10 protein-coding genes and 1 pseudogene are annotated in these 13,465 nt (G+C 60.9%); 7 read left to right on the top strand and 4 right to left on the bottom strand.

Going from position 1 to position 13,465, the window contains the following annotated elements; genetic code table 11:
• Window positions 1-7: 7 nt before the first annotated feature.
• From FTO60_RS03870 to FTO60_RS03850, 5 genes and pseudogenes are all read left to right on the top strand, one after another.
• On the top strand, window positions 8-1,786 hold the full coding sequence (locus FTO60_RS03870) for an acyl-CoA dehydrogenase C-terminal domain-containing protein (protein WP_148054740.1): 1,779 nt from the start codon (window positions 8-10) through the stop codon (window positions 1,784-1,786).
• Between the two features lie 51 nt (window positions 1,787-1,837).
• The gene (locus FTO60_RS03865; protein ID WP_148054739.1) at window positions 1,838-2,050 is read left to right on the top strand and encodes a hypothetical protein; all 213 of its coding nucleotides are present in this window, start codon (window positions 1,838-1,840) and stop codon (window positions 2,048-2,050) included.
• Between the two features lie 289 nt (window positions 2,051-2,339).
• Window positions 2,340-2,972: a glutathione S-transferase family protein gene (locus FTO60_RS03860; RefSeq protein WP_148054738.1), complete on the top strand. Its 633-nt coding sequence runs from the start codon at window positions 2,340-2,342 to the stop codon at window positions 2,970-2,972.
• A 12-nt stretch (window positions 2,973-2,984) separates the two neighbouring features.
• Window positions 2,985-4,196, top strand: a complete 1,212-nt coding sequence (locus FTO60_RS03855; RefSeq protein WP_148054737.1) for an acetyl-CoA C-acetyltransferase — start codon at window positions 2,985-2,987, stop codon at window positions 4,194-4,196.
• Between the two features lie 11 nt (window positions 4,197-4,207).
• Window positions 4,208-6,402: pseudogene (locus FTO60_RS03850) on the top strand (3-hydroxyacyl-CoA dehydrogenase NAD-binding domain-containing protein).
• A 102-nt stretch (window positions 6,403-6,504) separates the two neighbouring features.
• Here FTO60_RS03850 and FTO60_RS03845 read toward each other — a convergent pair.
• The 3 genes from FTO60_RS03845 to FTO60_RS03835 form a co-directional block, all read right to left on the bottom strand.
• Window positions 6,505-7,164 carry a Hint domain-containing protein gene (locus tag FTO60_RS03845; RefSeq protein WP_172623791.1) on the bottom strand — a complete coding sequence of 220 codons (660 nt, stop codon included), beginning with the start codon at window positions 7,162-7,164 and terminating at the stop codon, window positions 6,505-6,507.
• Between the two features lie 171 nt (window positions 7,165-7,335).
• The gene (locus FTO60_RS03840; RefSeq protein ID WP_148054735.1) at window positions 7,336-7,989 is read right to left on the bottom strand and encodes a sulfotransferase family 2 domain-containing protein; all 654 of its coding nucleotides are present in this window, start codon (window positions 7,987-7,989) and stop codon (window positions 7,336-7,338) included.
• On the bottom strand, window positions 7,986-8,891 hold the full coding sequence (locus FTO60_RS03835) for a DMT family transporter (RefSeq protein ID WP_148054734.1): 906 nt from the start codon (window positions 8,889-8,891) through the stop codon (window positions 7,986-7,988). The genes FTO60_RS03840 and FTO60_RS03835 overlap by 4 nt, the downstream gene beginning before the upstream one ends.
• Before the next feature lie 154 nt (window positions 8,892-9,045).
• On the opposite strand from FTO60_RS03835, the gene FTO60_RS03830 reads away from it, so the two are divergent.
• Both FTO60_RS03830 and FTO60_RS03825 read left to right on the top strand, forming a co-directional pair.
• Window positions 9,046-10,665, top strand: a complete 1,620-nt coding sequence (locus FTO60_RS03830) for an AMP-binding protein (RefSeq protein WP_148054733.1) — start codon at window positions 9,046-9,048, stop codon at window positions 10,663-10,665.
• Between the two features lie 70 nt (window positions 10,666-10,735).
• Entirely contained in the window at window positions 10,736-11,752 is a 1,017-nt protein-coding gene (locus tag FTO60_RS03825; protein ID WP_148054732.1) for a hypothetical protein, read from the top strand.
• Window positions 11,753-11,807: 55 nt separating this feature from the next.
• On the opposite strand, the gene FTO60_RS03820 is transcribed toward FTO60_RS03825, so the two are convergent.
• Window positions 11,808-13,382, bottom strand: coding sequence for an SPOR domain-containing protein (locus tag FTO60_RS03820; protein ID WP_254696877.1), 1,575 nt, complete (start codon window positions 13,380-13,382; stop codon window positions 11,808-11,810).
• Window positions 13,383-13,465 lie beyond the last annotated feature (83 nt).

The raw sequence follows: 13,465 nt of genomic DNA, 5'->3' as shown, positions 1-13,465 counted from the left end.
ACCACAGATGCCAAGCTACACAGCCCCCCTCAAGGACATGCAATTCATCCTGCACGATGTGTTGAAAGTATCGCAGCAGGACATCCCCGGGTTTGACGAGCTGGACCCCGACTTTACGGGAGCGGTGCTGGAAGAAGCTGGCAAAGTGGCCTCCGAAATCCTCGCGCCATTGAACATTGTTGGCGATACCGAAGGCTGCGTGCTGGAGAACGGCATCGTGCGCACGCCCAAGGGGTTCAAGGAAGCCTTCGCGCAAATGAAAGACGGCGGCTGGACGGCGATGGACTGCGATCCCGAATATGGCGGGCAGGGTCTGCCATATGTGATGCACACGGCAGCACAGGAAACACTGGTCAGCGCGAATATGGCGTTCCAGATGTATCAGGGGCTGACGCATGGCGCCTATTCGGCGATCTATATCCACGGCACGGACGATCAAAAACAGACCTATCTGCCGAAAATGACGACCTGCGAATGGACCGGCACGATGAATCTGACCGAACCGCATTGCGGCACGGATCTGGGGTTGATGCGCACCAAGGCCGAACCGCAAGACGATGGATCCTATGCGCTGACGGGCCAAAAGATTTTCATCTCGGCGGGTGATCACGACATGGCGGATAACATCATCCATCTGGTGCTGGCGAAAATCCCCGGCGGTACCGAGGGGATCAAGGGTGTGTCGCTGTTCATCGTGCCCAAGTTTCTGGTGAACGACGATGGCTCGCTGGGTGATCGCAACCCCGTCACGGTTGGCAAGATCGAAGAGAAGATGGGCATCCACGGCAATGCGACCTGCGTGATGAACTATGACGGCGCCAAGGGGTATTTGCTGGGCGAGGAACACAAAGGCATGCGTGCCATGTTCACGATGATGAACGAGGCCCGTCTGGGCGTGGGCCTGCAAGGCTATGCGCAATCCGAAGTGGCCTATCAAAACGCCGTTGCCTACGCCAACGACCGGCTGCAAGGGCGCGCCGTGACAGGTGCCGAAAACCCGGACGGGCCTGCGGACCCGCTGATGGTGCATCCCGATATTCGCCGCAACCTGATGGACCAAAAGTCGTTCAACGAAGGCGCGCGCGCGTTCACATATTGGGGCGCGTATCTGATCGATCGCGCGCACAAGAATGGCGACGCCGAAGCTGACGGGCTGATTTCGCTGATGACCCCCGTAATCAAGGGCTTTCAAACCGACAAGGGCTTTGAATACGCCGTTGCCGCGCAGCAGGTTTTCGGCGGCCACGGCTATATCGAAGAATGGGGCATGTCGCAGTTTGCCCGTGATGCGCGGATCGCGATGATCTACGAAGGCGCGAACGGGGTGCAGGCGCTGGACCTTGTGGGGCGCAAGCTGGCACAGGACGGCGGCAAGCACGTCATGGCGTTTTTCGAGATGATCAAGACCTTCATCGCCGAAAACAAGGGCGATGCGGCGTATGAACGCGATTTCCTCGACCCCCTCAAGGCGGCGTCCAAAGACCTGCAGGCAGCCGGGATGTATTTCATGGCCCAGGGCATGAAGAACCCCAACAACGCATTGGCAGGATCATATGACTTCATGCACATGATGGGCCATGTCTGCCTTGGGCTGATGTGGGCGCGGATGGGCAAGGCGGCGATGGACGCTTTGGAGGGCGGCGCGACTGATACGGCCTTTTATGAAACCAAAATCGCGACGGGGCGCTATTACATGGCCCGGCAACTGCCCGCGACCGCGCTGCATCTGGCCCGCATCAACACCGGTGCCGATACCGTGATGGCACTGGACGCTGCGCAGTTTTAAGGGTGTGGTGGGGTGAAAACCCCACCCTACGCCCCCATATCGGAGGACGACATGCCAAAACGCCTGCGCCTGACCCGCCGTTTCCCGGTTGCGATGACCGAGGATGGGTATCGCCGCCTGAAACGCTTCGCGCGCGAGGCTGGACTGGACGAGGGCGAGGCGCTGTCGTTCCTGTTTGAAAACTTTGACAGCGTGATTGATGACGACACGTTTTCGCATCGCTTGCGGGTCTTCAATTCGGAACTGGAGGCGCGCAAACGGTGATGGGGGATTTGCGGCCAACCGCCCCTCCGGGGGGAGTTATACCGGCCAAGATGAAGCAGGGGCGCAGCGCTCCACCCCGCCTGCCGAGTGTTCTCCGCCGTGGGAGCGCTGCACGGCAGGACGGGGCTTCACCTTGGACGCCGCTTCACTCTCCAGCTATCGGCGCCCGTCTAACCTGGGCCATTAACCTTAACGGATCGTAAAAAAGAGAGACGCTCATCTTCATCTTGGCAAATACAACTCAAACCCGTCGCCAGCCAGTGGCGCACCCTTGGGAGGGGGTCACGACATGATCAAGCTGCATTGTTTTGGCGAAAGCGGAAACGCCTACAAGGTTGCCCTGACACTGGCCCTGTCGGAAAGCGACTGGGAACCGGTTTACGTTGATTTTTTCAACGGCGAGACGCGCGGCGCGGCGTTTCGCGCCCTGAACGTCATGGGCGAGGTGCCGGTGATGGAAGACGGTGAGCAGATCCTGACCCAGTCGGGCGTCATTCAGGATTATATCAGTTCCAAGACCGGCAAGCTGGGCGGCAAATCCGCAGCTGAACGCCGCGAGGTCCTGCGCTGGATGTTTTTTGATAATCACAAGGTCAGCGGTATCGCGGGCCCCTTGCGCTTCCAGATGAATTTCCTGCCCGAGGCCAAGCGCAACGCCGATGTCATCGCCTTCATGTCGGCCCGTCTGCACGGCGCCCTCAAGATCATGGAGACCCATCTGGCCGATCATGACTGGCTGGCCGGGGACGAGGTCACCATCGCCGATCTCGCCTGTTGCGGCTATCTGTTCTACCCCGAGCCTTTCACTTTTGCGCGCGCCGACTATCCCCATATCGACCGTTGGCTGGACCAGATCGCGGCCCTTCCCCATTTCGCCCTTCCCTATGACCTGATGCCCGGCAGCCCTGCTGACCGCGCTTAATCGGAGGATCCTATGACCGAAGCTTATATCTATGACGCCGTGCGCACCCCGCGCGGCAAGGGCCGCCAGGACGGCAGCCTGCACGAAGTCACATCCGCGCGCCTGTCCGCTGGTGTGTTGAACGCCCTCAAGGCGCGCAATAACCTCGAGGGTCACGCCGTCGAGGACGTGATCTGGGGCAATGTCACCCAGGTCGGCGAACAGGGCGGCTGCCTGGCCCGCACGGCTGTTCTTGCCTCGGACCTTGATGAAAGCATCCCGGGTCTTGCGATCAACCGCTTTTGTGCGTCGGGCATGGAGGCTGTGAACCTTGCCGCCAATCAGGTGAAAGGTGGCGCCGGTGCCGCCTATATCGCGGGTGGCGTCGAGATGATGGGCCGCGTTGCGATGGGCAGCGACGGCGCGGCGATCGCTGTTGATCCGTCGATCGCTATGGAGACCTATTTCGTTCCCCAAGGCATTTCCGCCGATATCATCGCCACCGAATACGGCTTTAGCCGTGACGATGCGGATCAACTGGCAATGGAATCGCAAAAACGTGCCAAGGCGGCGTGGGATGACAACCGCTTTGCCAGGTCCATCGTCCCGGTGCGTGATCAGAACGGTCTCGAAATCCTTGGCCACGACGAATACATGCGCCCAGGCACCGACATGCAGAGCCTTGGCGGGCTGAAACCGGCCTTCAAGGACATGGGCGAAGTCATGCCCGGGTTCGACAAGATCGCGATGATGAAATATCCGCATCTGTCCCGCATCAACCACATCCACCACGCCGGCAATTCATCGGGTATTGTCGATGGTGCGGCGGGTGTTCTGGTTGCATCAAAAGAATGGGGCGACCAGCATGGTATCAAACCCCGCGCGCGCATCCGTCAGACCGCCAAGATCGGCACCGATCCGACGATCATGCTGACCGGCCCCGTGCCAGTGACCCAAAAAATCCTGGCCGATGCCGGGATGGCGATTGGCGATATCGATCTGTTCGAGGTGAACGAGGCCTTTGCCTCGGTCGTGCTGCGTTTCATGCAGGCGTTTGATATTGATCCGGGCGTGGTGAACGTCAACGGTGGCTCAATCGCTATGGGCCATCCGCTGGGCGCGACCGGTGCGATCATCATCGGCACGCTGCTGGACGAGTTGGAACGCAGCGACAAAGAGGTCGGCCTTGCCACCCTGTGCATCGCATCCGGCATGGGTGCAGCCACGATCATTGAACGCGTGTGAGGATCAGATAAATGACAGATTTCACCATGAAAAATGACGCCGATGGCGTCGCGATTATTACTTGGGACGTCAAGGGCAAGAGCATGAACGTCCTGTCCCTTGAAGGCTGGGACGATCTGGACAGGCTGGTCGATCAGGCGCTGGGTGACGACGCCGTGAAGGGCATTGTCATCACATCCGGCAAGGACACATTTGCCGGCGGCATGGACCTCAATATCATCGCCAGAATGAAGGCCTCGGCGGGGGACGATCCCGCCAAGGGGTTGATGGAGGGGCTGATGAAATCCCACGGCATCCTGCGCAAGATCGAACGCGCGGGAATGGAGCCAAAGACCAACAAAGGTGGCAAGCCGATTGCCGCCGCCCTGCCCGGCACGGCCCTTGGCATCGGGTTGGAAATCCCGCTGGCCTGTCACCGGATCTTTGCCGCCGACAACCCAAAGGCCAAGATTGGCCTGCCCGAAATCATGGTCGGAATTTTTCCCGGCATGGGCGGCACCACCCGCCTTGTCCGCAAGATGGGCGCGATGGCGGCCAGTCCGTTGTTGTTGCAGGGGAAATTGAACGATCCGAAAAAGGCGATGCAAGCTGGGGTGATCGACGAAGTCGTCGCACCGGACGACCTGATGACCGCCGCAAAGGCATGGGTCTTGTCCGCCCCAAGATCGTCAAACCCTGGGACGAAAAAGGCTATAAGATGCCCGGCGGCGCGCCCTACCACCCTGCCGGTTTCATGACCTTTGTCGGCGCATCCGCGATGGTCAACGGCAACACCATGGGCGTCTATCCGGCGGCCAAGGCACTTTTGTCCGCCGTTTACGAGGGCGCATTGGTGCCGTTTGACACCGCCCTGAAGATCGAGGCGCGCTGGTTCACCAACGTGCTGATGAACCCCAGCAGCGAGGCGATGATCCGCAGCCTGTTCATCAACAAGGAAGCTTTGGAAAAAGGCGCCAACCGTCCGAAAGTAGCTGATCAGACTGTCAGGAAAGTCGGCGTTTTGGGTGCAGGCATGATGGGCGCGGGCATCGCGCTGGTCGCGGCCAAGGCCGGAATCGAGGTTGTCTTGCTGGACCAAAAGCAAGAGGCGGCAGACAAGGGAAAATCCTATACGGCAGACTATTACGACAAGGGGATTTCGCGCAAGAAAGCAACAGCCGAGCAGAAAGACGCGGCCCTGGCGCGCATCACGGCGACAACCGATTATGCCGCGCTCAAAGGCTGCGATCTGATCGTCGAAGCGGTGTTCGAGGACATGGGAATCAAGGCAGAAGTCACGAAAAAGGTTGAAGAAATTGTTGGCGCGGATTGCATCTTTGCCTCCAACACCTCCACTTTGCCCATCACCGAATTGGCCAAGGCCAGCAAGCGCCCGGACCAGTTCATCGGCATCCATTTCTTTTCGCCCGTCGACAAGATGATGCTGGTGGAAATCATCAAAGGCAAGGCAACCGGTGATGTGGCCGTGGCCAAGGCGCTCGACTTCGTGCGCCAGATCCGCAAGACGCCAATCGTCGTGAATGACGAACGGTTCTTTTACGCCAACCGCTGCATCATCCCCTATATCAACGAGGGCATCCGCATGGTGCGCGAAGGGGTGAACCCCGTCCTGATCGAAAACGCCGCAAAACTGGTCGGCATGCCCTTGGGGCCGTTGCAGCTCACGGATGAAACCAGCATTGATCTGGGCGTCAAGATCGCCAAGGCGACCAAAGCGGCGATGGGGGCGGATTACCCCAACGACGAAGTCGACGAGGTATTGTTCTGGATGGCCGACGAGGGCCGGTTGGGCCGCAAGGCCAACGCAGGTTTCTACGCCTATGACGACAAGGGCAAGCGCGGCGATCTATGGGAGGGGCTGGCGGCGAAGTATCCGCAGGCTGCCGACCAGCCGGACCTGACCGAAGTGCAGCATCGCCTGCTTTTTGCGCAGGTGCTGGAAGCCGTGCGCGCGCTGGAAGAAGGCGTGCTGGAAGACATCCGCGAAGGCGACGTGGGCGCGATCCTTGGCTGGGGCTTCGCGCCTTGGTCGGGTGGTCCGTTCAGCTGGCTGGATATGTTGGGCGCGCCCTATGCGGCAGATCGCTGTGACGACCTGACAGCCAGCTACGGCGACCGGTTCGCAACACCCGACCTGCTGCGCGACTTGGCCAGCAAGGGCCAAACGTTCTACGGCCGCTTTGGCACGCAAAAGAACGCAGCCTAACTCAAAAAGAATTGCCCCCGACCATCGCTGATCGGGGGCAATCTATCCTTGCCCTTGGCCCAATCTGGGGAAAGGCCCGCAGGCGCGGATCCTTGGATTGGGTCAGGCCGCGACAACCATCATGTGCGTGGCAGGACGGGCAGGCGCGCGGCGTCCCTCGTCCTCGACCTCAAGAAAACCCACGAGAACATCTGCCTCCTCCGCGCTCAGCGTCTGATACGGGCTTTGCGCGGTTTCGTTCAGCATGTCGCTCAGCACCGAGGCCGAACGCTTGCACAGGAACAGTGCGCCAAGGTTGGCAAACACGATCTCGTCCTGCGCAAATTCCAGATGCACGATCTCGATCTCGCCGCCGGGCAAGGGGCGCGAAATACCACGAAACCCGTCAAGGCTGGCAGCAGGGATCAAGGCGAACGGATCACCGAGCACGTCTTCGGCAGTGTCGCTTTCGACCAGAATGCTTTGTGCCGGCAATAGGCGCATGGCCTCGCGGTTACCAAGGGCATCGGCGGGCACATCCAGCGGCCAATGGGCCATTGGCGTGACGTTGGGATCAGCGCTGATCAGGTCGCGGCGCACCGAAATGACGGTTTGCAGCCCGCCATCAAAGGTCAGCACCTTGTCGCCCTCAGTCACGGCCTCGACCACGCGCCACCCCATTTCGGTGGCCACTTTCGTTCCGGCGATAATACCGGTCGTCACATCACGCAGCGTGTTGTGTGCAGTGGCGCGTCCCCAAGTGGCTTTGTTCCAAGCAAGCATTTTCCCATCCCTTATTTTTCCGGTGCGGCAGCGACCGTGTCGTTTTCTTGAAACCAGTTGCGGTGATTCCCGCGACCGTCCTTGGCCGACAAAAAGGCAAGATTGGGGCATTGGATGATGGTTAACGCCAATCGCACGCAATTCCGACGATTTGACTAAAATACGAAACGATCAGGCTGAATCATCAAAGGAATAGCCAAAGCGGGCAATATCATCGGCGCAACATTCGGCGATGATTCCCCGCGTCGTCGCATCATAATAGCTATGCCAATCGGCGCGCCTGTCCGATGTGTTGGCGCGGGGCATATCAATCGTGAACCCAAGGTGGCCTTCGACCGGGTCAAGGTCCGCAGGATATTCAAGACGCAGATAATGCCTACAATGTTCCTGCCCCGCGCCATCGCGCATATAGGCAGTATAGGGGGCGTCGCGCAGGCTGGTGCGGGTGTGTTCATGGGCGATAAACGCGGCGAACGACAGACTTTGCGCCAGTTGCACGGCGGGGTGGTCAAACCCCTGATCCTGCAACCAATGGTAATAGCTGACCGCGCGATCCCAAGGGTTGCGCACCAGCGTGAAGGTCATGAAATCGGCCAGTTCGGCGCGCGTCACCAATCCTTCGACATCTGCCAGCGTGGAATGTTTCCACAGCCGCCCCGCCGTGCGCAGACCCTTCAGCCGCCCCTTGCGCCGCCTGGCCTTGGGCGTGTCGCCGATCAGGATATCATCCGCCATCGCACGATTTTCGAGGGCCAGCGCCATCGCTGTCCCGCCGGTCTTCGGGATATGCACAAAGATATAGCGGCGCCCGCGCGAGATAATCATGCGCGCCGCGCCCGCAAGGTGATCACCGCGCCCGAAGCAACGATCAGCACAATCCCGACCACCGCCAGCCAGCCCAGCGTTTCGTCCCAGATGAGATAGGCCCAGAAGGATGCAAAGACGATCAGTGAGTATTCGTTGATCGCCACAAAACTTGCCTCGCCAATCTGATAGGCCTTGGTCAGGCAGCCGATGCCGATAATTGCGCCCAAGGCCTGCACCGCCGTCCAGAACAGGAAATCACTGGTAAACGGCACCGCCCCGCGTGCGATAAAACCGTCATTTCCCGCCGCCACGTCCTGCGGCCAGATCGCCAGCGCAGCCATGCCCAGCAGCCCGAAAATGCCGAGGGTGGCGAAAAAGCCCAATACGAGCGCAGCCGTCCCTTCACCTTCGCACCATGATCGCGTGGCAACCGCCCCGCAGGCATATAGCAAACCAGCGATGATCGGCACGAATGACAGGGCCGTCAGCGATCCATCGGTGGGCTGGATCACCAGCAGGGCCCCGACGAAACCCACGGCCACAGCGCACCAGCGCAGGACGCCGATTCCTTCACCGCGAAACAGGACCGAAATCAACAACACGAAAATCGGTGCGGTGAACAGGCCCGCGACGACCACCCCGATGGGCAGGAACGCAAGGCAGCCGAAATAGATCAGCATCGACAGCGCAATGAGACTACTGCGGCCCAACACGGCAAGCGGACGCTTGGGGCGCAACGCCCCGAGGCCGAGGCCCGATGCAATGATGATCAGCGGCAAGGTCATCGCCGCACGGGTCGCGTGAAACTGCCACAACCCCGCATCAGCCGAGATCATCCGCACGTAGTTGTCCGACAACCCCAGCGTCAGCATGCCGATCATGATGAATACCGTTGCCTTGAATGGTTCGGTCTGCGCCATGAGTCACCCTCCGCCCCGACTTTCGCCAGCGCCGCCGCCAGTTGCAATGCCAAAGGCGACACGCCGCTTGCGTTAAATGTCTGACAATTGCTTTCCCAGATCCGCAAACCTGCGCTAGAGTCTGGAAAATGATTCCGCAGGGAGGGGATGCGCGATGGGATGGATGCAAGACGAAACCGGCCTGGAAAAATGTGCCGCCAACCATGTGCCGCTGACGCCTCTGAGCCATCTGCAACGGGCCGCGCGGGTTTTCGCGGGTCACGAGGCGCTGGTCTATGGCACAACCCGGCGCACCTATGCACAGTATCACGCGCGGGTTTCGCAACTGGCATCGGCGCTGCAACTGGCCGGTGTTGCCCCGGGTGATGTTGTCGCTACGCTTCTGCCCAATGTCCCCGCACAATGCGAAGCCGCTTTTGGCGTCCCGGCCTGCGGTGCGGTGCTCAACACGATCAATATCCGGCTTGATGCGGACACGATCGCCTATATCTTCGATCACGGTGGCGCCAAGGTGGTGCTGGCCGACAGCCAGTTCCTGCCCCTCACGATGGCCGCGATTGACCTGATGGACGGCCCGGCCCCGCTGGTCATCGAAGTCCCCGATATTGAGGCAGGCGTGCCCGAAATCGGCGAACAGATGGATTATGAAACCTTCCTTGAAACCGGCGATCCGGCATTTGACTGGATCATGCCCACGGATGAATGGGAAAGCCTTGCGCTCAATTACACGTCCGGCACCACCGGGCGGCCCAAAGGCGTGGTCTATCACCATCGCGGGGCCTATCTGATGACGATGGGCACGCCCATTTCATGGCGCATGGTGCTGCATCCACGCTACCTGACGATTGTGCCGCTGTTTCATTGCAACGGCTGGAACCACACTTGGATGCTGCCGGTCATTGGTGGCACGGCGATCTGCTGTCGCGACGTGACGGCGGCCGCGATCTACTGTGCGATTGCCGACGAAGGGGTGACGCATTTTGGCGGCGCGCCCATCGTGTTGAACCTGCTGGTCAACGCAGCGGACAGTGACCGCCGCACTTTTGATCACACGATCGAAGTGTTCACCGCAGGTGCGCCGCCCGCTGCAGCCACCCTCGCCGCGATCAGCAAACTGGGGTTCCATGTCACGCAGGTTTACGGGCTGACCGAAACCTATGGCCATGTCACCGAATGCCTGTGGAACGATGATTGGGATACCCTGCCCCGCGATCAACAGGCCGCCATTCAGGCGCGTCAGGGGGTTGCCATGCCGATGATGGAAGACGTGACCGTCGTGGATGACAGCGGCGCGCAGGTCTTGATGGATGGCAAGACGCAGGGCGAGATCGTGATGCGCGGCAATTCCGTGATGAAGGGCTATCTGAAAAACCCCGAGGCCACGGCAAAGGCATTCATGGGCGGTTATTTTCATTCCGAAGATCTGGCCATTCAGCACCCCGACGGTCACATGCAGATCGCCGACCGCGCCAAGGACATCATCATATCGGGCGGCGAAAATATCAGCAGCGTCGAGGTCGAAGGCGCCTTGATGCACCACCCAGATGTGAACCTCTGCGCTGTGGTGGCAATGGCCGACGACAAATGGGGCGAAGTGCCCTGCGCCTTTGTCGAATTGAAATCGGGTCATAGCGTCGATGAGGCCGCGCTTATTGCCTTTACGCGCGAACGACTGGCCGGGTTCAAATGCCCCAAGAAGGTGGTGTTTCAGGAACTGCCGAAAACATCGACCGGCAAAATTCAAAAGTTCGAGCTGCGCAAGATGCTGCGCTGACGCAAAGTCCCTGTCCTTTCGCAAAGACCTGCCCTAAGATACCGTAAAACAAAGGTGGCAGGGCAGCCCCATGACGGCACTTAAAGAATATGCGCGGCTGGAAAGCGGCGGGTTGTGGCGCGCAGATGCCGACGCCCAGCGCCGCGATGTCATCGTGTCCTTTGGCGATGCAACGCTGGTAATTTCCGATAGCGCCGAGCGCGCCTTGGCGCATTGGTCGCTACCAGCGATTGAACGGCTGAATGTGGGCGAGCGCCCGGCGATTTTCAGCCCCGACCCCGAGGCGACCGAAACCCTTGAAATCGAAGACGACACCATGATCGCGGCGATCGAAAAGGTGCGCAAAACCGTTGAGAAACAGCGCCCCAAACCCAAACGGCTGCGCTATCTCGGGCTTGGGCTGTCGGTTGCGGCGGTTGCGGCGCTGGCGGTGTTCTGGCTGCCTGACGCCTTGATCCGACAAACTGTTTCCGTGGTGCCTGCGGTGAAACGCTCGGAAATTGGCGGCACGTTGTTGGGCCATATCCAGCGGGTGACCGGCCCGACCTGTCGCAGCCAGCTTGGCACGCAGGCGTTGAACCAATTGCGCACCCGCGCACTTGGGCGCGATGCGGGCGGCCAGATCGTCGTTGTGCCGGCTGGCGTGCAGCAGGCGCTATACCTGCCCGGCGGCATCATCGTGATGAACCGCGCGCTGGTCGAAGATACCGAAGATCCCGCGACCGTCGCAGGCCATGCCATCGCCGCTGCCGCCGGATTGCGGGTGCAGGACCCTTTGGCCACCCTGCTGAAAGAGGTCGGCGTGCGCGCAACCTTTCAATTGCTGACCACCGGCGATCTGGATTCAGAGACGTTACGCGCTTATGCCGAAGTGCTGATCGCGTCACCACCGCAACGCCCGCCCGATGATGCGCTGATACCGCTGTTCGAAGCCGCGCAGATCCCGTCCACGCCCTTTGCCTTTGCTGTCGACAAGACCGGTGAAACCACCCTTGGATTGATCGAGGCCGACCCGATGCAGGGGCGCGAGGCGCCTGCAATCCTGAACGATGGGGAATGGATCAGCCTGCAAGGGATTTGCAGTTAGGTCCAGACAAGAAAAGACCCTGCGTAGCTGGTGCAGGGCCTTTCCCCGGGAGAAATCAGTTGCGGGTGCTTGCGCCGCTGTAACCTGCGCCGCGCACGGTGTTCAGCGCGCTTTGCAAGGCTGTTGCCGAATTGAACGGCCCCGCCATGACGATCCGGTATTCAGTGCCTCCGCGCGTATAGACGCCGATCCGCATGGGCAGACCCTGGGCGCGCAGACCCTGTGCGACCCGTTGCGCATCCGCGCGCGAGGCATAGGTCGCAACCTGCACAAACCGATCCGCAGTCGCGGCGGGTTGCTGCACCGACCGCGTTGACACCCGCGTGGCAGGTGTTGCCTCCGGCTGGCGCAGACCTTGGGCGTTTCCTTCGGGCAGGCCGCGCTGGCTGTTAAGGCGCCCATCATCCCAAACCTTGGTATAACCATCGGGCGTCACGGGCGCGCGCGCCGCCGTCCAGGCGCCTGTAAATTCGGGATTCGAATAGGGTGGTGTGCGGCCAAACCCCCGTGCCGAGCGTGTCACAATTTCCGGGCTGGTCTGGCAATTCAATCCATAGCCAGTGCCGCCCGTCATGCCGATGCTGGTGCAGGACCGTGGCGCGGCGGCGGTGCCCAGCGTGCGCCCATAGGTCAGCATTTCAGGCTGCACAGCGCGAGTCGTCGGCACCGTTGGCGTGCGCCCCCAACCAAAGAGTGCGGCCATGATCCCGCCTTGCGAACCGCAATCCAGCGGCAGACCCGTGGAGGTACTGACATAGCGCCGCCCGGTGGCTTGCATATCGGCGCAGGCCGTTGCGCGATTAACGGGTGTGCGCCCGGACGGGGCCACAAGGGGGCCGGAGCCGATTGTGCCCGCGACGCTGGCACTGATGACCGCGCCGGTTTGCGGGCCGCATTGCAGCAACGCACCGGTCAGGGTGCTGGCATATTGACGACCCGTCGCGGCACTATCGGCACAGGCCTCGGCCCGGCTCAGCCGTGGTCGCGAAGCGGTGGCGGGGGTTGGTTGCGGCGCGGTAGCGGGCGTTGGTTGCAGCGTCGGGGGAACAACTGCGGCCACCTGGGTAACGGCTGGCGCACCACAAACGATCGTCTCGCCCGTGCGGTCGCTGATGAAACCGGGTTGCGGTCCACTGCGCCCTTCACAAAACTCCGAGCGGGTCATTGTGCGCGGCGCAGGTTCCGGTGCAGGCGTTGCGACCACGCGCGGCGTGGGCGTCACGGGCGCGGGTTGCGGAATGGCGGCGGGGGGCGTTTGCCGGGCAGCGGGCGCAGGCTGCGGCGCCGGGGCCACAACAGGTGTCGGTGCAGGTGCTTGGGGTGTTGGCGTTGGAACTGGTGCAGGCGCTGGGGTCGGCGTTGCCGTAGCGACCTGCGTTGCCCCACCCAGCGACGGTTCAAAGCCACACAGCTGTCGGCGCGACCGGTTCACACGCGGCACCCATGTCACATTTCCGGAAATACCAGCGCGAATGTAAACGCAGCCACGGCTATCCACATATTGGTTGGCAGTAAATGACGCGGGCGGCGTTTCCGCGGGTCCATCGGCGTTACGCAGCGCCTGCGCCATTGCAGCACCACCCAAACCCATCGCAACGATTGTCGCTGTCAAAAATACACGCGTCTTCATACTGCCCCCACAAGATATGGGGTTAGAATGGCGAACAATAGCTAATAAGTAAAGCCATTGACGCCAAATGAGCACCAATTTGG

The organism is Octadecabacter sp. SW4, assembly GCF_008065155.1.
Classification (GTDB): domain Bacteria; phylum Pseudomonadota; class Alphaproteobacteria; order Rhodobacterales; family Rhodobacteraceae; genus SW4.
This window is presented reverse-complemented; position numbering and strand designations above follow the sequence as displayed.

Bases quoted from the DNA above. Each gene is read 5' to 3' on its own strand.
- FTO60_RS03865 (WP_148054739.1), top strand. From the start codon at position 1,838: ATGCCAAAACGCCTGCGCCTGACCCGCCGTTTCCCGGTTGCGATGACC.
- FTO60_RS03830 (WP_148054733.1), top strand. From the start codon at position 9,046: ATGGGATGGATGCAAGACGAAACCGGCCTGGAAAAATGTGCCGCCAAC.
- FTO60_RS03835 (WP_148054734.1), bottom strand. From the start codon at position 8,891: ATGGCGCAGACCGAACCATTCAAGGCAACGGTATTCATCATGATCGGC.
- FTO60_RS03855 (WP_148054737.1), top strand. From the start codon at position 2,985: ATGACCGAAGCTTATATCTATGACGCCGTGCGCACCCCGCGCGGCAAG.
- FTO60_RS03870 (WP_148054740.1), top strand. From the start codon at position 8: ATGCCAAGCTACACAGCCCCCCTCAAGGACATGCAATTCATCCTGCAC.
- FTO60_RS03860 (WP_148054738.1), top strand. From the start codon at position 2,340: ATGATCAAGCTGCATTGTTTTGGCGAAAGCGGAAACGCCTACAAGGTT.
- FTO60_RS03820 (WP_254696877.1), bottom strand. From the start codon at position 13,382: ATGAAGACGCGTGTATTTTTGACAGCGACAATCGTTGCGATGGGTTTG.
- FTO60_RS03845 (WP_172623791.1), bottom strand. From the start codon at position 7,164: ATGCTTGCTTGGAACAAAGCCACTTGGGGACGCGCCACTGCACACAAC.
- FTO60_RS03825 (WP_148054732.1), top strand. From the start codon at position 10,736: ATGACGGCACTTAAAGAATATGCGCGGCTGGAAAGCGGCGGGTTGTGG.
- FTO60_RS03840 (WP_148054735.1), bottom strand. From the start codon at position 7,989: ATGATTATCTCGCGCGGGCGCCGCTATATCTTTGTGCATATCCCGAAG.